This window comes from Acinetobacter stercoris, from assembly GCF_900323515.1.
Taxonomy (GTDB): Bacteria; Pseudomonadota; Gammaproteobacteria; order Pseudomonadales; family Moraxellaceae; genus Acinetobacter; species Acinetobacter stercoris.
In genome coordinates this window covers 1-18,212 of sequence record NZ_OOGT01000064.1, presented here as the reverse complement: position 1 = coordinate 18,212, position 18,212 = coordinate 1, and the positions used below count along the sequence as shown (strand labels likewise).

Genomic DNA, 18,212 nt, shown 5'->3' with positions numbered 1-18,212 from the left:
GTAATCTACTTATTATTTTTTATTTAATTAGTTGAATTATATATATTTAATTTTGTACAAAATCTAATTTTAATAAGAGGTGTAATTTATGGGCGAAAAAGTCAAAACTTATGCAGTCAGGTTAGATCCACAAGTAGCAGAATTCTACGATCAATTGGCTAATTCAGAAGGAATCAGAACCAGTAAATTATTCAGTAAAATTTTGACCAATGATTTTCAATCTATTGCTGTTAAACAGCAAGCCGATCGTATTGAGGATCTGGTGAATCGATTAGAAAAGCGAATAGATGATTTTGAGGAAGATAATAATTTTTCTGAAAAATACTATGAAGATTTTAGTAGTACTTACATGATGCTTTTATGGCTGTTAATGAAAAATGGTGCTTCTAAAGATGAAATTAGAAGTATGCAAGCTAAGGCCGCTAATTATGCGGAACAAAACTTTTCTAAGGAATCTTAATTTTGGACAATATTATTCAAATTTCAAAACCATGTACGCTTTGTGGAAATGGACAGAGTGTACAGCTTTTTGCAGGCTTAATGCTTTGTAGAAGTTGTCAGGAAAATATTAAGCTCACTAATCCAGGCATGTTTGCGGCCAATGATGAGATTGAACAAAAAGCCCAGGATTAACCTGGGCTTCGCATAAGAGATTTTATGTTAAATCCTTTTATATATTTCTTTTATTAGTTCATTTGTATAAGATCATATCTGCTCGATTACCGTCTAAAAAACAAGGATTTTTTGTGAAAAAGCCTAATCAAAAAGCTATTCTTCGTCAGAAAAAATCAGATTTAAAAATAAGAAAGGAAGGTAAAAAAAGATCACATACTTATATCGGCTTAATAAAATTTTCATCTGTAATCTCATTAGCTAAAATGGGTCATAGAGAAAAATTTCTAGAAACTATAAGAAAAATAAAGCTGAGAGATAGAGCTAATAAGAGTTTATATCTTAATTTTAAGGATGTAGAACTATTGTTGCCAGAAGGCGTTATTTACCTTTTACATCAATTGGATAAGTTAAAAAATAAAAAAGAATTACTAGGACGAACCTCTGATAAGGATGTAGTAAAAGCTATGTTCTCTAGATTAGGCATTCATAGTCTTATTAAACAGCCTCCTTATGTTGGTAAAACTATTAATATTGTTGATAGATGGGAGTGTTTATCGGGAGATAGCGCTGATTTAGGCGAGGAATACGAAAAGATTGAAGAGCAAATAGCTATGATCTTACCAGATAGAAGAGCTAGATTTGTTTTACAAAATGCTATTGCTGAAGCAATCAGTAATGTGATCAATCATGCCTATGATGAAAATGCTCAATATAAGAAATGGTTTTTATTCTTTTGCATAGATAAAGAGAAAAATACATGTCTGATCGTGGTATCAGATGTAGGAAAAACTATTCCGGTAACTATTCCAGTTAAGCTAAGAGATCGTTTATCTATTAATCCAATTGAACTCTTTACTGGTAAAAATGACTCTCAATTGATTGAAATAGCAACAAAATGGAGAAGATCTGCAACAGAAGAGTACCATCGAGGAAAAGGCTTTAATGATATCATGCAGGTTGAATCTGATGTAGATGGTGCAAATGTGATAGTTCTAAGTAGAAAAGGGGCTTGGTCATCTGTCGCTGGTTTAAAAGACTACAAAGATGCTATTGAAGGTACAACTGTAGGATGGGAAATTCCTTTGAATAATGTGAAATTAGTCGCGAGTAAAACTTATGCTTGAAATCAAATATGATGTGGCTAAAGAATATTATCCAAGACCTATGGGTAGAGCTAGAAAAGATGGTCTACATAGTGGTGAACGATTTAGAGAAGAAGTTCTACTACCTTTTTTCCAATCTTTAAAAACGAATCCAAACCAAATTCTTGTTTTAGATTTTAATGGTATATCTACAGCTGGATCTTCTTATCTAGAAGAATCTTTTGGTGGTCTAATTCGTAAAAATGGTTATCGTAAATCTGATTTAAATAGACATCTAAAGATAGTGGTAGATGATGACTTAAAAGAACTTATTACTGATAGAATAGAAAAGTATATTAATGACGCTGAAAGTAAAGTGAAATAAATCATATGGATAAGGAACTATATGTTGTTTGGACGTCACTTCTGCTTTTGTGGTTTTTTTCCATTTGTAGCGTATTAATAAAACCTGATCTTATTCCTTATAATTGGCTAGCTCCTATATTTAAAGCTATTACAGTTGCTATCCCTGTATATGTGTTTTTATTCAGAATAAAAAACTCTTTATTAATGAAATCAATCAAGTCTGCTAATGATCTGTTAATCAAGACCAATGAAACATGTATTAATGTTTTCTTAGATGATGATCCTCAAAAAACTTTTAAAGATATTAAAAAAGTTTCCTTATATTTAACTTATTTAAAATCCGAAGTGAATAATTTTCCCTATGGTGGACCAATTTCAGCTCTTCTTTTTTCAAAAAAGATGAAATTTTTGAAGGAATATGAAAGAGAAGCTCTTAAAGCCTATTCTGATTATTATGAGTTAATTACATTTGATACCATAATTGAAAATAAGACATCTACAATGACAAAAGAAGAGTCGGAAGAGCTAATAGATAGGATAATTCATTCATCTACAATACTTTCTAACATTCTTGAAAAACATCTAAGAAAATATATTTAAGATTTCCTACAATTAACATAATAGAGCTTATACGAAATGCTTTTTAAAATATCTTTGTTTTTCATATGGTTAAAAATTTTTCATCCCCCTGAAAAACCACAAAAAACCGACTTGGAAACAAGTCGGTTTCTTTTTGAACAATTTTGATACTTCTTGCCAATAAAATTGATCAATATTTAATCAATTTGTCATTTTTCTCTGCGTTATCAAGCCAGCGCTGGCTTAAATTATCCCCAATTTCTGCGGACAACTCTTGGGATAAAATAGGCCAACTTTGTAAGCTAAAACTTACACAGATTTAAGGATTTTGCGGATTGGTAATCCAAAGCATTAGCCCTATGATGAATACATAAGGGAACTGGATGTTTCTAGAAAATAAGAAAATAGCGCAAGGAATGGGCAGCACGAGATCAGTAAGACTAGCAACCCGATATGAAAAAGCCCGACAGGATGTCGGGCTTTTTTAGCTATAACTGAATGTAATTAATTAGGTATTTCAAACATAGCATGATAGTAATCATCTTTTTTATCACAGATAGCCAATAAATCACTTTCAATTCCATCTTTAACTATTTTTGCTGAAAAATAGTCTCTTTCATTCATGGTTACGGTATATGTAACATTATATTTTTGTGCTGTATATTCTAATTTTTGTTTACATTCTTCCATAGTAGACATTTCCCCACCTACGGCACCAGAACTAGTGATACTGCTTTTAGGGGATGAAGAAGTTTTATCATTTGAGCAAGTAGCAATTGCAAAAATGGCAATAAAAATTCCTATAATGATCATAAAAGGGCTAGAAGTATCGTCTTTTTTTACTTGAGTCCTAACTGGTGTTGAGTGAGGTTTACTAACGAATGATACTTTTATAGGATAGCCACATTGAGGACATGACATACTTTGATCACTAACTTTCTTTTCACATTCAGGACAATTTATTAATGCCATTTGAATCATTCTAAAAATTAATATTTCTCAATTATATAGTAAGGATGTAGATATAAATATCTCTCAACTAGGGCTTTATTTTAACGTTTCTCTAAAATTAACATAATACAACTTTACGAAATTAAAAATGGGGGCTTTAAGCTCCCATTTTTGAAGAAATTTTTTAAATTTTGCTGTTGAAATTAGGTCACTCAAATTACCAATTCACTATGACTACCTAAACGAACTAATTTCAAAATTAGCAGTTCACCTTCTTCTGTTTTTTTATAGATTAAAACAAGATCAGGTTTGATATGACAATCACGATGACCTACCCAATTACTGACCAAAGCATGGTCACGATATTTTTCAGGCAAGGTTTCATCAGCTTGCAATAACTCTAAAACAGTTTGTAGTTCAGCATCTACTGTATTTCGATGCTGACCTTTTTTCTCACGTTTATAGTCTTTCTTGAATGCTGATGTGTACTTAATCGTCCGCATTTAGATCAGCCATTAAATCTTTTACAGAAGTAAAGCTTTTTGCTTTACTCAGATCTTCTTCCATTGCTGCAATGGTTTCAGCATTGGGTTGCCAAATTTCAAAAGGTAGAGCCTTCTCTTTAGCTACTTTTGTCAACAACAAACGAACTGCATCTGAGACAGTTAAGCCCATTGTTGCGAGGACTTCTGTTGCTTCATGCTTAATGTTTTCATTAATGCGAGTAGTTACTAGTGCATTTGAAGCCATGTTAAGCTCCTTTGATTAACATTGTTAATCACACTATATTCTTAGATGACGAAAAGTTCAATTCGTATAACGTGTATTATGTTAATTTTAGGGAATCTTAATTTTAAAAATTAATTATGTTCAAAGCTTTAATACTAGTTGTCGCTTTAGTTTCAACTTCTATCAATAATTTATCACATGCAGAGACCAATACATTGAACGCAAATAAGGTATTAGAGCCATTTATATTTGAAATTGGTTCTAATTTTTCAGATATTCAAACTAACTTCAGCTTAGAGCCAAAGAATTCAGGAGTAAATTTCATTAAAGAATCAAACTGGTACAGATTAAAAACACCAGTAGGATTTATTTCTCTGCAAGAGTGGCAAGGTAAACTTCATTCTATTGCTTATGAAATTGATATAGATGATGTAGAGGTAAAAAAGAAATTAAGCGATTATCTTTTTGAAAAACATAAAAATAATTTTGAGTGGATAGATCGAGTTGATAATGGATTTTATATTTCATATGAATCATCTAATGATTCTATCCAAGGAATCTATGCTTACTCATTAGGAACAACTATTTCTTTTACTAGTAATGAAATTAGACAGGCTGAAACAAAGATTCGATTTCCAAATTGAACCGTACCGGGTTTGTCGGAGACCACTTTTCCTGAGAGAATGTCCCGATGAAAAAAGTAAAATATACCCCTGAAATCAGAGATAGAGCGGTTCAACTTGTGATTGAATCCGAAAAAGATTATCCATCGAATTGGGCTGCAATCACAGCAATTGCACCCAAGATAGGTTGTACTCCTGAAACACTACGTGTTTGGTATTTAAAACATCTCGATCAACAAAATCCAGTTAAAGTACAGCAGCTTTCAGATCAAGAACGCATTAAACAGCTTGAACGCGAAAATAAAGAACTGCAACGAGCTAATGAAATTCTACGCAAAGCAGCCGCTTTTTTCGCCCAGGCGGAGCTCGACCGCCCACACAAATAATGGTGGATTTTATCCATAATAATAAAGACCTATATGGTGTTGAAGCGATTTGTAGGATTTTACCGATCGTAGCTTCGACCTATTATCGAAGTTTAGATCTCGCGGACAATCCAGAACATCGAGCGAAACGAGATCTACATGACTTGCATCATGCCGAACAAATTAAACGAATTTGGAAGGAAAGTTCAGGTCGGTACGGTGTTCGTAAAGTTTGGCAAAAGTTGAAACGTGAAGGCTATGTTGTTGCGCGCTGTACAGTTGCTCGATTAATGCAAAAGCTAGGTATACAAGGTGTTTGGCGTGGTAAGAATAAACAAACCACCCGTAGCCGAGATGATCAAAAACGAGCAGCCGACTTAGTGAAACGGGATTTTAGTGCAGATCAGCCTGACCAGCTATGGGTCGCAGACTTCACGTATATTCAAACAAATTCAGGCTGGGTATATACCGCCTTTATTATTGATGTGTTCTCACGAGCAATTGTTGGATGGAAAGTATCGACACGCATGAATACAGATATGGTGCTCGATGCACTTGAGCAAGCTTTACATGCTCGAGACATGCCAAAGAACGTGATTCACCATAGTGACAGAGGTGTACAGTATCTTTCTATTCGCTATACCAATCGTTTAGAAGCAGCAAATTTAAGGGCATCAGTCGGTACGACTGGTGATTCATACGATAATGCTTTGGCTGAAACGGTGAATGGCTTATACAAAACAGAGGTGATTGAATATTTAGAAGCAGATTGGCAAGGTTTAGCGGATGTACAACTTGCGACACTAAACTGGGTAGATTGGTTCAATAAAGAGCGTGTACATAGTGCACTGGGTTATGTATCACCTTTTGATTTTGAAGCAATGTACTATGATAAGATTAACCCGTTAGGTCAGGTGGCCTAACTTAAATAAAAAGTCTCCGACAAACCCGGTACGGTTCAATATTCATTTAATCCGCTCAATTAATTTTTTTATAGTATAAATTAGGAATTAAAATTTCCATTTAACATAATGGTCGTTATATGAAATTTTTAAATTTCTTTAATTATCATAAGGATAATCTCATTTTTCAAATTTAGTATAAGGTATATTATGTTAATTTTAGGAAAACTTAATTTTTACCAAGTTATTATTTTATAAAAAATTTCAATTAATAGGTATACAGTCCAAAGGCTCATAAATATAAAAAGTAACTTTTCCTTCACTCACTTTTTCTACTTTTTTCAATTTTATAGAAGATGAATATGAGCATTCATAAGCAGATATAGCTTCTTTCATACTATCACTTGAGTTAAATAAATACTGTGATTCATATCCATCATCAAAATTGAATTTAATGATTTCTCTATATACTTCTATCCCTTTATTATAAAAAGTAATTTTTTCAAAGTCTTCATTTGAAATAGACAGTTGAGCAGTATCCCAATTAAAGTTAGTCAAGCTTGAAAGTTTGATTGTTTGATTGTTTTCTTTCATTAATGAGTCGCCATCAAACCGTCTTTCTAAAACAAAAAAATAAAAAAGAGAAGCAGCGATAATAAATAAAATAGTAGATTTAATATTCATCATATTATGGTTTTATCATCTTAAGATTTTTAAATTAATTTAACGTAATGGCCATTATACGAAATTTTTAAATTTTGTTAATTATCAAAATGATAATCTTGTTTTTCAAATTTCGTATAAGGTGTATTATGTTAATTTTAGCATGACTAAATTATATTTCATCGTAAGTTAATCCAGATCGCACTAATACAGAATTTACATCACTTTCTGGCCAAACCCATTTAGTCCAATTCGTTATAAGCCATTTAGTTGATATACCACCATCAGGATTCGCCTCTTCAGGGAATAAAACATACATATTAATACCTGCTTTATATCCACTTATAGTAATTAATCCTTTTTGTGAACATCCGCCTTCACATACCATCATGATTACTTCTTCTTCAAATGGATAATGAGCTTTGAATTTTAAAAGATAACCACGTTGTAAATATTGTTCATTGAAATCAATTAATTTAGACCATTTCATTTTATGACTTACAGCTTTTTTTAACAGACATTAAAGTACAGTATTTCTCTGCTATTTAACATAATGGGCGTTATACAAAATGCATTTTAAAATGTTATTATTTATCAAACACTTACATCAATAAAAACAAAATCAAAAAGATCAAAAAACACACGTTTTAACAACTCGTGTGTTTTTTAAGCAAATCTGTAATGTTTAGCCAATAGAATCGGCTAAAAAACGCTCAATTTCGGGATTTTTTCCCGGTTATCAAGCTTCCAGGATATGAAATTATCCCCAATTTCTGCGGATAAACCTGGGACAGTTTTTAGTCATCTTTGTAAGCATTTACTTACGTCAATTCCGGTACTTTGCTGCTATTCGGAATACTGTAATATTCATATGATAGATTCATCAGGAACAGGAAGTTCCACACAATAATAAGAATATAATAGATACGCACAAGGACAGTAAGGTACGACAGGAGTTATACCGAGCGAACCCATACGAAAAACCCCGGCAGGATGCCGGGGTTTTTTATTATCTAAACTTCTTAAATTAAAGTTGGATGAGCATCTAGAATACGAATTAAAGTCGCTGCAGGACCAGTCGGATAGCGACGGCCTTGTTCCCAGTTTTGTAGGGTTCTCGCGCTGATATGCAAACGTGCAGCAAATTCAGCTTGGGTTAAGCCTGTTTTCTCACGTACTTCTTTAATATCTGGTAATTCAAGCTCAGTCACTCGACTTGCTTTCATTTCATTTCGTTTGATGGCCCCAGCTTCTTTAATCGAAGCAACCAAGTCATCAAATAAGTTGTTATCCATGAAATTGCTCCTTTACTAATTGACGCAGGATCGAGGTTTCTTTGTCTGTCAGATTATCTTTCACAGACTTTGGATAAGCCACCAGGAAAAAGATCTGATCATCCTCTGTGACCCAATAATAGATCACCCGGATACCGCCACTTTTACCCTTATTGCCTTGAGCACAACGTACTTTACGAATTCCCCCACCATTCTTGATTAAGTCACCTTTATCAGGCTGTACCAAGAGATCTTGCTGGAGCTGACGATATTCTTCATCACTCACAAGCTCTTTGATTTGCTTAGTAAAAATACTGGTTTCAATGAATAACATAGGTTCAAGTACGTCAATGGCGTATAAGAATTTTAGCAGTTTTAAGAGAAAAAAACGAGAACCTTAAGCTCTCATTTCTAATAACGACCATTATCTTAAATATGAATGATAAAAAACTATTGACGCAATGTTTATTCATCTATATATTTAGTTCAACGAGTCGCTGAACTCAATAAACTAAATAAAAAGGTGAATACCATGATTGAACAACCTCGCTTGGTTATGAGTAACGAAGAAGTTATTGAAAATATTAAAAAATTTAACTCAGAAGTAGCTCTTTATGCAATGGGAAATCAAGATATCTCTATTACATTACTAGTAGAAAATATTTCTCATTACAGAGCTTGGTATGCTTATTGGGATAAAGATGAAAATAAATACTTATTTGCACCATCAAAATATATTGGTTATCAAAATATGGATGCAAAACAGTATGCTGAATTAAACCGTTCCTACTTAGATGGGCGAAAGACTGAAATAGTCCTTGCTAATTGGTATCAAACTTTGGACGAGAGTAGTGATAGCTATGAAGATTTAAGAACAAAACTTTCTGATTATTGTTGGAACCATAATAAAAGTCTTAATGCACTTTTCAGAATCAATGTTCTTAAGCAAGAAAATGAAAAAGATATTTTAGAAAAAGATCTTGTAGATCTCATCTACAAAGTTTACTTAGGACTATCTAGCGAGAATAAAGAGCTAGTAAAAAGAAAAATTATGAATTCACTTTAATTTCATAATTATAGATATTTAATGATTTTACCAAAGTTTTGAATAAATTTAAAAAGAGGCCCTTTATGAATAATTTTAGTTCTCAATTTCAAGGTGTTATTAATACCCATTTTGGACAAAAAATATTAGATTTTTTAAATGAAGAAAAAACTATCGTAATGCTTGAAACAGCAACTTACCTTGATAGACCGGCACTTGAGGCTTTAGTTCCAACCTTAGAAGCACGTTTTGGTGATGAACTAAAGGGGATTAAGGATAATTCTAACAATCCAGAGAATATAGATTTTGATCGCTTAAAACAGACAATAGGCCATATGGTTAGAGTAATTATGGAAAAACATGGTTACGTGATAGATCAAAACGGTGTAGAAATTCCTAATATTCGTCAGACTCTGTTTTTAACCGCTACTAGTTATAAAAAAGCTTAATACACACAGGAACTTGTTGAAATAAACAAGTTCCTTGTTTTTTTAAATAACTACGATGATAGCAAATATGAAATTATTTCTGGATTGTGAGTTTAATGGTTTTGGTGGAGAACTGATTTCCATGGCTCTCGTTGATGAAAATGAAAAATACTTCTATGAAGTCTTACCATGTATGAACCCCACTTCATGGGTATTTAATAATGTTATCCCCATTCTAAATAAACAAGCTATTGATTTAAAAGAATTTCAAAAATATTTATTTAATTTTCTAAATCAATATGAAACCATACATATAATTGCTGATTGGCCAGAAGATTTTTCATTGTTTCTAACAACCCTCATACTTCAACACGGCACTTGTATGATTACTCCAAAGTTGACAATGGAGCTTTGGGAAAGCGATACAAGCCTGAAAATAGATTCAAAAATACCTCACAATGCCTTACAAGATGCTTTTGCACTAAAAAGAAGCTACTTTGTCTAAAATTGTTTTTTTGCTTTTGATAAACCACCACACAAATATTAAAAAACTTTAAAAAACAAATTCTTAAATAAGGTTATAAAATGAAGATTGGAATTTTTTGGTATTGGAATAATGAAGTTTTAGGAGTCGCACATGATTTTTCTGCTTCAGATATTGATTCTATAGGTTTAGCAGACAGTAATTACGCTCATATAGAGTATTGGGAAATTATTCAAAGCTCGAATAAAGATTTGAAATATATGGAATATGAAGAAGTCCCAAGAGGACGAGCGATTTTTAGTTCTAAATTAAATAAAATAATAATTTATTTGGATAGAAGCCTTCTAATACGCTCTAAAATTGAAAAAATTTCAATTTTTTTTGAAGTGACTACAGAGCAAATTATTATAAAAAGTGACCCGCATTACAGAATAAAGTGAGTGTCATTTAACATAAAATCTCTTATGCGAAATTTAAGAAAAAAAGCTTTAGCATTTTTTTCTGTCTCTTCTTAATCGTTGATCTTTAGGCTTTTGCTTATTCCGTTTATTCAAATAAATCTGATCTGCATTTCGACAAGCCACTTCAAACTCTTTCATACTCCAAGCCTTCTTGGCAGTGAAGCGTACATAGTGTAAGTTTTTTGGAAAATACATTTGATTCAGCTTCTTCTGCTCGGGATTTCGGGCATTTAATATCGATCTCATTTTAGCCTGTAACGTGCCAATTTGATGACGTGTACCATGAAAATTCCCCTTAGAACTCAATCTAAAAGTGGCTTCTTTCAAACGATCAGCCTGTTCAGTCGAAATTAAATCAATTTTTTTATTCAACTCCCGCGTTGCCGACTGCATAAATTCTTGCGATAGATACCAGGTAAAACGGATTTTCTTCTGAGAATATCGTTGAAAAAACTCCAAATGCTTTTTACGAACCCCGCGTAATGCACGAGTTAGCTCTTTCAACCGCTCGTTATAGCTCACGTCATCGTTAAATTTAATTCCAAACCGTTGCAGTAAAAATGCACTCACGGATGCCTGATTCCAACGGGTATGTTCATTTTCTAAAAAAGCAAAGCCAAAAATACGTTGAATACTGGAAAAACGCCTGACATCAGAGGCATCAAAAGGCTTAAACACCCGATAAACCAGATCTTGGTTACTATCAATAGTTTTTACACGCTTGGCATGAACATTAAAAATAACGCCAAAGCGTTCAGGATGATAATAAACCCGAGAAAATTGTGGCTTAAGATCACTAAACTCAATGTATTGTCCCAGTACATAATCCCCATAGCGCAACAGTTTTTCTTTTTTCGTGGTCAAAAGACTATTCAACTTTTGCTTCTGTACCATGCTCGAATTTTTGGCAAGTATTTCTTTTAAAGTCAGCTTACTTCTTCGTGCTTCTCTATAGCCTGTAGTAAATAACCAAAACTGAAATACCTCATTTTTGGCCGGATCATAATTGATGACCAGACTCCATACTGGTTCCCCGTAGTCCGATTTTTTCTTACGCTCAGATTCAGTCAGATCGAGGCCATACTCCAAAATTAATTTTGGAAGCACATGATGGAACTTTGAAAAAGGCACAGTATCAGAAAACCAAAACTTAGCACTTCCATTCGAAATGCATTGCATAAGACTGAGAAGACAGTCCGTTTTCGTTGTTGTGTAGTAGATCATTATCTAATCAAAATATGCCTTTTATGCGGAAAGCATAAAAGTTTATCTTTGATTAAAAAAGAACAAAAAACACCATTTTCATAAAATAGCGTTTTTTTTGATCAATTTTGGTATTTGTATAAATAAGAGTTCCATAAATTGAGCGTCAGCACATGCAAATATCAATTTCAAAATTGGTTTTCACCAATTTGATTAATCACCATAGAACGCTCTTATTTGCGATTTAAGCTTCTTTTATTTTTAAATTACCTATCACTATAAAAACCTGTAAACAGAGCTAAAAACGCAAAATATGACGATTTACAATAGTTTTTAGCGAGTGTCTACGAGCAACACACAGAAAAGTTGCGCCTAGACTTTCTGAAAAACAGTCTTTTAAAAATGAAACTTTAGAAAAATAAGAAATTAGATGTAGATATTTAAATCTAGACCGAGCGAAGCGAGCATAAAAAACTAATGAGCGAAGCGAATTCCGAGTTTCTTTTGTTTTTATTAATTCCCAGAAGGTGTTTACCAAAAAATTGTCCCACGAATCGAGCGAAAGCGAGATTCAATAGAGTTTGAGCGTAGCGAAAACCAAGGGCAATTTTTCATTCCCTGTGTTTTTAATTATTTTAAGGTTTTTAAATGTTTTTAACTTAGTTTTAATTATTAAATTTCAATAACTAACCTTTGTATTCCCCCACGTTTAGTTACCCATTCCCCCACGTTTAGTTACCCATTCCCCCACGTTTAGTTACCCTCCTAATTACACCCTTAACTACACAGTTGCAGTTATACCCACATTGTTATAATCTGTGGGTATAAAAATATTTCAATCGAGTCTATGTCAAAAGAATTAGTTGTAAAAACCAATCGGTTAAACCAAGCTTTTCAAACTCTATCTTTATCAGAGTTTCATATTGTTCAATTAGCCATTGTTGATGCTAGACATACGGGTACTGGACTAAGTACAGATACTCCTTTACGAATAGATGCTTTGAGATATGCTGAAGTTTTTGGGACAACAAGGCAAAATGCTTATCAGAGAATGAAAGAAGCAGAGGATTCTTTATTTAACAGAAGATTTAGCTTCTTTGATGAAGATGGGAAATTAGTCAAAAGTAGATGGATTCAGCAAGTAAAATATCTAGATGATGAAGGGGCTATTGAACTTGTTTTCACTTTAGCTGTTGTACAAGGCATAAGTAAAATTGATGGTATTAAAGACTTTTTTACTCAATATTTACTAAGCCAAACAGCCCAGCTTAACAGTACATATTCAGCAAGATTATACGAGTTATTAATTCAATGGCGAGCTATTGGAAAAACGCCAGTATTTGAATTAGCAACTTTTAGAGAACAACTTGGAATTGGTGTTAATGAATACAAGCGTATGGATCACTTTAAAACTAGAGTTCTTGACTTAGCCATTTCTGAAATTAGCGAAAAAACAGATATAGAGGCAACCTACCAACAGCATAAAAAAGGCCGTTCAATATCTGGTTTTTCTTTTTCTTTTAAACAAAAAAAATCTAAAACTAAATCATTAGAAAATCAGACAATATCTGGGAATCTAGATCTTTTTTCAAAAAAAATGACTGACTCTCAACGCCACTTATTTTCCAATAAGCTATCTGAACTTCCTGAAATGAGTAAATACTCTCAAGGAACTGAAAGCTATCCTCAATTCGCAGTAAGAATTGCTGAAATGCTTAAAGATTCTGAGAAGTTAAAAGAGTTTGCTCCAATGCTTGAAAAGGTTGGCTATCGTTAAATCATTGATGTAACGTTACATTACTAAATATTGTCTACTGACATACAGACTTTTACTTGGGTTACATGATGAAAGCACTATCTGTTATTGAATTAGCTCAACTCTATGGAATGAATCGTCAAAGTATCTATAAACGTATAAATAAAGGGGATTTATCAAAAAATAGTGATGGAAAAATAGATTTTTCAGAAGCTCTACGTGTATTTGGTGAACCATCCCACAATAATAAGGATGTAACCACGTTACAGTCTACTTCGGTACATAAAGAGACAGAAGTAGACATGCTTAAGCAACAAGTAGACATACTAAAAAAACAGCTAGAACTTGCACACGAACGAGAAGTTTTTCAACGAGAACAACTAGAAGCAAAAGATAATCAAATAGAAGCAATACAACGACTGCTAGAAGCCCCAAAAACCAATATGACTACGTTTACCGATCCGAAACCTAGCCAAGATATAGCAACGGATCCTCGGTCAGAACCTGAGCCGAAACATGACGGATTGACTACTCCAGAGCAGAGGGAAAATAAGCGTATTCCGGTGCCGGATCACGTTGAACCGGAGCAGCCGAAAAGAGGCTTTTGGAGCCGTTTTTTTAGACCCTATGATTAACCACGATTGTTTAACTCATATAAACAAAGTTGTGGAACATTGATCAAATAATAGGCGTGGAACGTGACAAATCACAAAAAAGCCGTTCCAGTGCGCTGAACCCTAGAACGGCTTTGACTAAGATATTGATGCTTATAGGGAAATTTCAAGCATTTCGTATAAGGTGTATTATGTTAATTTTAGAAATATTTAAAAGTCATAGCGACTTAATCAATGTTTTAGCTAAGTTCCATGACTTATTCTCAACAGAGACAGCATACACTTTTGCCCCTTGTTTCTGAACTTTAGTCAAAAGTTCTGCAATGCATTCATCCTTATCTTTAATATAAGAATTTCTGGCTCCTAGATAGACTTCTTTGATCTTCACTTGATGATCATAAATTTTTAAACCAGGTATTGTTTCTTTGCTATAACCTGGTCTGATCTCTTTTGAAGGTATTGAATATCTATTATAGGGATTTTCCCAATATTTATGCGTCTCCATAATTATAGAATCAACACGCTTAACAATACGGACTTCCTCTTCATAGCTCCATATTGTGTCTTTATTTAAAAATAAGTGATCTATCAACTCTTTAGTCTGGTGATCCTCCTCGTCATAAATACCATCTATTGCATTACATAAATTAGTAGTTTCTCTAGTAGAAGTTTTGAGAAAAGGCTTGGTTTTCGTATATATAACATTCCCTTTATGTACTGGAATTAAATTGCTTTCTTTACATTTAAAAAAAGAATTTTCTACCTCATAGCCAATTACAAAACCTTTATGTTCATCCCCATAATGAGCCCACATTAAAGAATTTAATGGATTTCTTGTTAGACTCAGAATAGCTATATTATTTAACGTTTTTTGAATGCGATCTTTCGTAAAAGATTTTCCTTCTATAACACTTGCCTCAAATGGATCATTAAAGTGAGTAGGAGTCCTGAAACCAACTCGTTCACTTTCTAAAGCAGATTTACCAGAATTAAAACTATAGTATTTATATAAAATCATGTACTTACTCTGATATTACTCGTTTAAATTTCTCATATTACCGTAAGCATCCCAACTTCCATTTAACATAATACACCTTATACGAAATGCTGTATAATTATCCTTATAATTCAACGCTGTAGTTTCTAGTTTATAGCCCGAGCATCCCTGTTCGGGCTTTTTTTATGACTTTTCACGTTCCACGCTATTATTTCATCAATGTTCCACACTTTTGATTAGCTCAATTGAATAATCAGGATGCCTGGTCTTTTTCTTTTTGGCATTCATCCAGCTCTTTCTTCAGCGCCTTTTTATCCTGGTACGATGCAATCAGCATGATCGGGATCAGCAGCGGAGCTACAATAATTCCCAGGGCAATGTCTTTCAGTTTCGGCATGATCTTTCACCCTTATTGCTCAGTCATTATCAAAGACGGCATTCAGCACACGGCCAAATAAACCACGTTTTTTGTGTTGTGGCACTGCCACACTTTGCAACGTGGCATGCTGTAGCGTTTGGGTGTGGTATGCCGTAGTTTCTTGCTGTGGCACTGCTACATTTTCTGCAATATTTAATTCATTATTCTTTTTGTTATCAGTGTCTTGTTGTGTTGTCGCATGCTGTGGCATCTTGGTGTCGCATGCCGTAGCATCTTGGTGTGGTGCTGCTGTGGCAGGTGCAACACTTTTCAGCTCAATGAGTGTTTGCATACGGTCAATTTGTTGCATTAACCGTTCTTCACGTTCTTGGTATTTTTTGACTTCATTTTCTAAATGGGCAATAAGTTTTTTTGTAGATTCATCACCTTCTTGCTTAGATGATTCAATTTTTTGAGATGTTTGCTCAGGTTCTCCAAAGCATCGTATGACCTCTGCTAGATCGAATTGTCCATCACTGGAGCGTGATAAACGTCCATTACGTACAGCTCTGTAAATGGTTGATCTATCCACATGAAATTTTTTAGATACTTCACTTAGTGATAACTTAGCCATTTACGGTGTCCTTTTTATTTGATGGCATGTATCCCACTTTTTTTAGGTATGGGTATAGCTCTTTGAATTGAGCGGGATCTTGTAGCATCTCAGCAATACGTACAGCAAACTGTTGGTAGCTTTCTGTTCCTTGTGAATAGCGACCCATTTCAGGGAGTTCTGAAAGTTTATTTGCAAACATATGCCGTTGAGCATCGGTCATCTTTGAAAAAAGCTCCAAAGTGTTCGGATCTCTTTCTATTGATGGGCTATCCTTCTTCTTCTGTTTAAAGGTAAAAGAAAATCCTGAAATAGAACGTCCTCTTTTATGCTGTTCATATTTTACAGTTATATCCGTATGCTCATTTATTTGTTTAATTGAAAGCTCTAAAACACGCTCTTTTAAATGAGCCATCCGTAAATATTCATTATCAAGAACGCCTAACTTCTTTCTAAATTCTTGTAGTTCTATGGTTGGGGTTTTACCAGTGCTTCGCCACTGAATTAGAAGCTCATATAAGCGAATGGCATAAGCGCTACTAAGACTACTAACTTGCTGTAATTCATATTTAGTAAATTGTTCTTCCAGTCGGGTTATGAAGGGAACAACAGCAGGTGCAAATATTAAGTCTACAGTTGCTTCATTGTCGTTATAAGCAATTTGAGATACCCAACGACTCATAACATTTCGGATATTCCCATTAGCTTTTTTCTCTTGATAGCTAAATTGACGCGCGAATAAATCCTTACAAGCATCTTTTAAGGCTTGATAAGCTGTATTACGGTGTACACCAAATTGATTGATATAACTATCTGCATGAACTTCTAATGGATCATTTGCATTAATCCCTTTCCCACTTTCCCTTGCTTCAACAATAGCCAATAAAATTAAACGTTGTTCTACTAAGTCTAAGTTATAGCTTGCGTTGATTAAGGCATTGTCTTTTACAACTAAATCTCTCATAGCCACTATTTTTTTATTGTGTATAAGTACACGTTAATATTATTTGTGTACTAATGCAAGGTAAACGTGGACATATTGCAAGGTAAACGTGGACATATTGCAAGGTAAACGTGGACATATTGCAAGGTAAACGTGGACATATAAGAGCTAAAACCCTTTATTCATAAGGCTTTCAAGCCATTTAAAAGCATTTAAAAACTTTAAAATAATTAAAAGCCCAGGGAATGAAAAATTGCCCTTGGTTTTCGCTTCGCTCAAACTCTATTGAACTTCGCTTTCGCTCAGTTCGTTGGGGCAATTTTTTGGTTAATACTTGCGTGACTTTAAGAAAAAGCAAAAGAAACTCGGAATTCGCTACGCTCATGAAACTTTTTTACTCGCTACGCTCGGTCCAGGAGCAAATTTCTGCATGAAACTTACGCTTTCTTAGGCTAAAAAGGACAAAAAAATGTTTTTCAGAGGGTCTAGGCGCAAATTTTGATAGTTCGCTCGTAGACACTCGCTCTATGCATCTATCTAAAGTCAAAATACCTCTTTATTTCGCTCTCATTTGCGTTTTTTGAGCTGTTTTCTGTTTTTCACTATGAGATCTATGTTTTCTAGGTAAAGGCTCTTAAATCGCATTTGAACGCGTTCTATGAAGCTTTTCATAATTAAAGTTTTGGGTTGAAATTTTTAACCTGGATGAATGGACAAAAAATTGATTTTTTACGTTTTTCTAAACTAGGAAATAAATACTTTTTTCCATGCAAAACCAAGCACCGGCCCTACGTCACTTTAGCCAATTTTCCAATCCAAGATCCGGCACATGCCGGGATTTTTTTGTCACACACCACGCATCTAACGATGACACCCCTCAAAGCCTTACAGGATAAGGATTTCAGCGATTTTTTAGGGGCTCAGAAACGTGTACAGAAAAATGGTCTTTTTTTAGAATAAGTGATTGAATTATCTATTTTTTATGCTGTGCTCATGGTTGTACATCAAAACAACACTTTTTTTAGATAAAATATTGATAAATTTAAGAAAAACTATGTACTCATGATTGTACATAAAAAAAGCATTATATTTAAATAAGTTTTTGTTTTAAAATAAATTAATACTGTACAAATAGGTTTGTACGTAATCTACTTATTATTT

Annotated in this window: 25 protein-coding genes and 1 other annotated feature; of the genes, 13 read left to right on the top strand and 12 right to left on the bottom strand. The window is 33.6% G+C overall.

The genetic code is table 11. The features are described 5' to 3' along the window. Positions 1-88 precede the first annotated feature (88 nt). The 5 genes from KPC_RS08750 to KPC_RS08735 all read left to right on the top strand — a co-directional run bounded on the left by KPC_RS08750 (position 89) and on the right by KPC_RS08735 (position 2,663). Positions 89-460, top strand: a complete 372-nt coding sequence (locus KPC_RS08750) for a hypothetical protein (RefSeq protein ID WP_005174618.1) — start codon at positions 89-91, stop codon at positions 458-460. Positions 461-462: 2 nt separating this feature from the next. Beyond that, the gene (locus tag KPC_RS20355; RefSeq protein ID WP_171334452.1) at positions 463-633 is read left to right on the top strand and encodes a hypothetical protein; all 171 of its coding nucleotides are present in this window, start codon (positions 463-465) and stop codon (positions 631-633) included. Between the two features lie 113 nt (positions 634-746). Then, positions 747-1,739 carry a hypothetical protein gene (locus KPC_RS08745; protein WP_121973992.1) on the top strand — a complete coding sequence of 331 codons (993 nt, stop codon included), beginning with the start codon at positions 747-749 and terminating at the stop codon, positions 1,737-1,739. Continuing rightward, positions 1,732-2,082, top strand: a complete 351-nt coding sequence (locus tag KPC_RS08740; RefSeq protein WP_121973991.1) for an STAS-like domain-containing protein — start codon at positions 1,732-1,734, stop codon at positions 2,080-2,082. Before KPC_RS08745 ends, KPC_RS08740 begins: the two co-directional genes overlap by 8 nt. 5 nt (positions 2,083-2,087) lie before the next feature. Beyond that, positions 2,088-2,663 carry a hypothetical protein gene (locus KPC_RS08735; RefSeq protein ID WP_121973990.1) on the top strand — a complete coding sequence of 192 codons (576 nt, stop codon included), beginning with the start codon at positions 2,088-2,090 and terminating at the stop codon, positions 2,661-2,663. Between the two features lie 483 nt (positions 2,664-3,146). Here the strand turns inward: KPC_RS08735 and KPC_RS08730 are convergent, their stop codons facing one another. From KPC_RS08730 to KPC_RS08720, 3 genes are all read right to left on the bottom strand, one after another. Further along, positions 3,147-3,614 (bottom strand): zinc ribbon domain-containing protein, encoded by a 468-nt coding sequence (locus KPC_RS08730; RefSeq protein ID WP_146196634.1) that lies wholly within the window; start codon positions 3,612-3,614, stop codon positions 3,147-3,149. 191 nt (positions 3,615-3,805) lie between these two features. Beyond that, a complete protein-coding gene (locus KPC_RS08725; protein WP_121973988.1) occupies positions 3,806-4,096 on the bottom strand; it encodes a type II toxin-antitoxin system YafQ family toxin in 291 nt (96 codons plus the stop codon). Beyond that, the gene (locus KPC_RS08720) at positions 4,083-4,343 is read right to left on the bottom strand and encodes a type II toxin-antitoxin system RelB/DinJ family antitoxin (protein ID WP_005254175.1); all 261 of its coding nucleotides are present in this window, start codon (positions 4,341-4,343) and stop codon (positions 4,083-4,085) included. The genes KPC_RS08725 and KPC_RS08720 overlap by 14 nt, the downstream gene beginning before the upstream one ends. A gap of 116 nt (positions 4,344-4,459) precedes the next feature. On the opposite strand from KPC_RS08720, the gene KPC_RS08715 reads away from it, so the two are divergent. Both KPC_RS08715 and KPC_RS08705 read left to right on the top strand, forming a co-directional pair. Further along, positions 4,460-4,966: a hypothetical protein gene (locus tag KPC_RS08715; RefSeq protein WP_121973987.1), complete on the top strand. Its 507-nt coding sequence runs from the start codon at positions 4,460-4,462 to the stop codon at positions 4,964-4,966. A 47-nt stretch (positions 4,967-5,013) separates the two neighbouring features. Then, positions 5,014-6,233, top strand: a protein-coding gene (locus tag KPC_RS08705; protein WP_121973986.1) for an IS3 family transposase whose coding sequence is annotated in 2 segments (ribosomal slippage) — positions 5,014-5,290 and positions 5,290-6,233 — 1,221 coding nt in all. Because the reading frame shifts where the segments join, the coding sequence is not laid out codon by codon here. Then, positions 5,289-5,405 (top strand) — a sequence feature (AL1L pseudoknot). Its footprint overlaps the gene before it by 117 nt. A 243-nt stretch (positions 6,234-6,476) precedes the next feature. On the opposite strand, the gene KPC_RS08700 is transcribed toward KPC_RS08705, so the two are convergent. From KPC_RS08700 to KPC_RS08685, 4 genes are all read right to left on the bottom strand, one after another. Further along, on the bottom strand, positions 6,477-6,899 hold the full coding sequence (locus tag KPC_RS08700; protein WP_086197631.1) for a hypothetical protein: 423 nt from the start codon (positions 6,897-6,899) through the stop codon (positions 6,477-6,479). 148 nt (positions 6,900-7,047) lie between these two features. Next, a complete protein-coding gene (gene imm45, locus KPC_RS08695; RefSeq protein ID WP_121973985.1) occupies positions 7,048-7,365 on the bottom strand; it encodes an Imm45 family immunity protein in 318 nt (105 codons plus the stop codon). A gap of 532 nt (positions 7,366-7,897) precedes the next feature. Continuing rightward, a complete protein-coding gene (gene nadS, locus KPC_RS08690) occupies positions 7,898-8,170 on the bottom strand; it encodes a NadS family protein (protein ID WP_004896911.1) in 273 nt (90 codons plus the stop codon). Then, positions 8,163-8,483 (bottom strand): type II toxin-antitoxin system RelE/ParE family toxin, encoded by a 321-nt coding sequence (locus KPC_RS08685; RefSeq protein WP_000897309.1) that lies wholly within the window; start codon positions 8,481-8,483, stop codon positions 8,163-8,165. Before KPC_RS08685 ends, nadS begins: the two co-directional genes overlap by 8 nt. Before the next feature lie 198 nt (positions 8,484-8,681). On the opposite strand from KPC_RS08685, the gene KPC_RS08680 reads away from it, so the two are divergent. The 4 genes from KPC_RS08680 (at position 8,682) to KPC_RS08665 (ending at position 10,546) form a co-directional block, all read left to right on the top strand. Beyond that, complete coding sequence (locus tag KPC_RS08680) at positions 8,682-9,215, top strand: hypothetical protein (RefSeq protein WP_121973984.1); 534 nt, start codon at positions 8,682-8,684, stop codon at positions 9,213-9,215. Between the two features lie 65 nt (positions 9,216-9,280). Further along, positions 9,281-9,643: a hypothetical protein gene (locus KPC_RS08675; RefSeq protein WP_121973983.1), complete on the top strand. Its 363-nt coding sequence runs from the start codon at positions 9,281-9,283 to the stop codon at positions 9,641-9,643. Between the two features lie 67 nt (positions 9,644-9,710). Further along, a complete protein-coding gene (locus tag KPC_RS08670) occupies positions 9,711-10,127 on the top strand; it encodes a hypothetical protein (protein ID WP_121973982.1) in 417 nt (138 codons plus the stop codon). A gap of 80 nt (positions 10,128-10,207) precedes the next feature. Further along, positions 10,208-10,546: a hypothetical protein gene (locus KPC_RS08665; protein WP_121973981.1), complete on the top strand. Its 339-nt coding sequence runs from the start codon at positions 10,208-10,210 to the stop codon at positions 10,544-10,546. Between the two features lie 48 nt (positions 10,547-10,594). Here the strand turns inward: KPC_RS08665 and KPC_RS08660 are convergent, their stop codons facing one another. After that, positions 10,595-11,746 carry a hypothetical protein gene (locus KPC_RS08660; RefSeq protein WP_121973993.1) on the bottom strand — a complete coding sequence of 384 codons (1,152 nt, stop codon included), beginning with the start codon at positions 11,744-11,746 and terminating at the stop codon, positions 10,595-10,597. Between the two features lie 871 nt (positions 11,747-12,617). On the opposite strand from KPC_RS08660, the gene repM (KPC_RS08650) reads away from it, so the two are divergent. Beyond that, positions 12,618-13,547, top strand: coding sequence for a replication initiation protein RepM (repM, locus tag KPC_RS08650; RefSeq protein WP_005237331.1), 930 nt, complete (start codon positions 12,618-12,620; stop codon positions 13,545-13,547). Between the two features lie 68 nt (positions 13,548-13,615). Then, a complete protein-coding gene (locus tag KPC_RS08645; RefSeq protein ID WP_171334453.1) occupies positions 13,616-14,161 on the top strand; it encodes a plasmid replication DNA-binding protein in 546 nt (181 codons plus the stop codon). Positions 14,162-14,357: 196 nt separating this feature from the next. Here KPC_RS08645 and KPC_RS08640 read toward each other — a convergent pair whose 3' ends face one another. From KPC_RS08640 to repM (KPC_RS08630), 4 genes are all read right to left on the bottom strand, one after another. Next, positions 14,358-15,158 carry a DUF2971 domain-containing protein gene (locus tag KPC_RS08640; RefSeq protein WP_121973979.1) on the bottom strand — a complete coding sequence of 267 codons (801 nt, stop codon included), beginning with the start codon at positions 15,156-15,158 and terminating at the stop codon, positions 14,358-14,360. A 232-nt stretch (positions 15,159-15,390) separates the two neighbouring features. Next, on the bottom strand, positions 15,391-15,534 hold the full coding sequence (locus KPC_RS20350; RefSeq protein ID WP_001125246.1) for a hypothetical protein: 144 nt from the start codon (positions 15,532-15,534) through the stop codon (positions 15,391-15,393). Positions 15,535-15,553: 19 nt separating this feature from the next. Beyond that, positions 15,554-16,129 (bottom strand): plasmid replication DNA-binding protein, encoded by a 576-nt coding sequence (locus KPC_RS08635; RefSeq protein ID WP_001096616.1) that lies wholly within the window; start codon positions 16,127-16,129, stop codon positions 15,554-15,556. Beyond that, positions 16,122-17,072 carry a replication initiation protein RepM gene (gene repM / locus KPC_RS08630; protein ID WP_001205343.1) on the bottom strand — a complete coding sequence of 317 codons (951 nt, stop codon included), beginning with the start codon at positions 17,070-17,072 and terminating at the stop codon, positions 16,122-16,124. Before repM (KPC_RS08630) ends, KPC_RS08635 begins: the two co-directional genes overlap by 8 nt. Between the last annotated feature and the right edge of the window lie 1,140 nt (positions 17,073-18,212).

Bases quoted from the DNA above. Each gene is read 5' to 3' on its own strand.
- KPC_RS08730 (WP_146196634.1), bottom strand. From the start codon at position 3,614: ATGGCATTAATAAATTGTCCTGAATGTGAAAAGAAAGTTAGTGATCAA.
- KPC_RS08640 (WP_121973979.1), bottom strand. From the start codon at position 15,158: ATGATTTTATATAAATACTATAGTTTTAATTCTGGTAAATCTGCTTTA.
- KPC_RS08670 (WP_121973982.1), top strand. From the start codon at position 9,711: ATGAAATTATTTCTGGATTGTGAGTTTAATGGTTTTGGTGGAGAACTG.
- KPC_RS08675 (WP_121973983.1), top strand. From the start codon at position 9,281: ATGAATAATTTTAGTTCTCAATTTCAAGGTGTTATTAATACCCATTTT.
- repM (WP_001205343.1), bottom strand. From the start codon at position 17,072: ATGAGAGATTTAGTTGTAAAAGACAATGCCTTAATCAACGCAAGCTAT.
- imm45 (WP_121973985.1), bottom strand. From the start codon at position 7,365: ATGAAATGGTCTAAATTAATTGATTTCAATGAACAATATTTACAACGT.
- KPC_RS08680 (WP_121973984.1), top strand. From the start codon at position 8,682: ATGATTGAACAACCTCGCTTGGTTATGAGTAACGAAGAAGTTATTGAA.
- KPC_RS08660 (WP_121973993.1), bottom strand. From the start codon at position 11,746: ATGCAATGCATTTCGAATGGAAGTGCTAAGTTTTGGTTTTCTGATACT.
- KPC_RS08645 (WP_171334453.1), top strand. From the start codon at position 13,616: ATGAAAGCACTATCTGTTATTGAATTAGCTCAACTCTATGGAATGAAT.
- nadS (WP_004896911.1), bottom strand. From the start codon at position 8,170: ATGGATAACAACTTATTTGATGACTTGGTTGCTTCGATTAAAGAAGCT.
- repM (WP_005237331.1), top strand. From the start codon at position 12,618: ATGTCAAAAGAATTAGTTGTAAAAACCAATCGGTTAAACCAAGCTTTT.
- KPC_RS20350 (WP_001125246.1), bottom strand. From the start codon at position 15,534: ATGCCGAAACTGAAAGACATTGCCCTGGGAATTATTGTAGCTCCGCTG.
- KPC_RS08750 (WP_005174618.1), top strand. From the start codon at position 89: ATGGGCGAAAAAGTCAAAACTTATGCAGTCAGGTTAGATCCACAAGTA.
- KPC_RS08665 (WP_121973981.1), top strand. From the start codon at position 10,208: ATGAAGATTGGAATTTTTTGGTATTGGAATAATGAAGTTTTAGGAGTC.
- KPC_RS08685 (WP_000897309.1), bottom strand. From the start codon at position 8,483: ATGTTATTCATTGAAACCAGTATTTTTACTAAGCAAATCAAAGAGCTT.
- KPC_RS08735 (WP_121973990.1), top strand. From the start codon at position 2,088: ATGGATAAGGAACTATATGTTGTTTGGACGTCACTTCTGCTTTTGTGG.
- KPC_RS08715 (WP_121973987.1), top strand. From the start codon at position 4,460: ATGTTCAAAGCTTTAATACTAGTTGTCGCTTTAGTTTCAACTTCTATC.
- KPC_RS08740 (WP_121973991.1), top strand. From the start codon at position 1,732: ATGCTTGAAATCAAATATGATGTGGCTAAAGAATATTATCCAAGACCT.
- KPC_RS08720 (WP_005254175.1), bottom strand. From the start codon at position 4,343: ATGGCTTCAAATGCACTAGTAACTACTCGCATTAATGAAAACATTAAG.
- KPC_RS08635 (WP_001096616.1), bottom strand. From the start codon at position 16,129: ATGGCTAAGTTATCACTAAGTGAAGTATCTAAAAAATTTCATGTGGAT.
- KPC_RS08725 (WP_121973988.1), bottom strand. From the start codon at position 4,096: ATGCGGACGATTAAGTACACATCAGCATTCAAGAAAGACTATAAACGT.
- KPC_RS08700 (WP_086197631.1), bottom strand. From the start codon at position 6,899: ATGATGAATATTAAATCTACTATTTTATTTATTATCGCTGCTTCTCTT.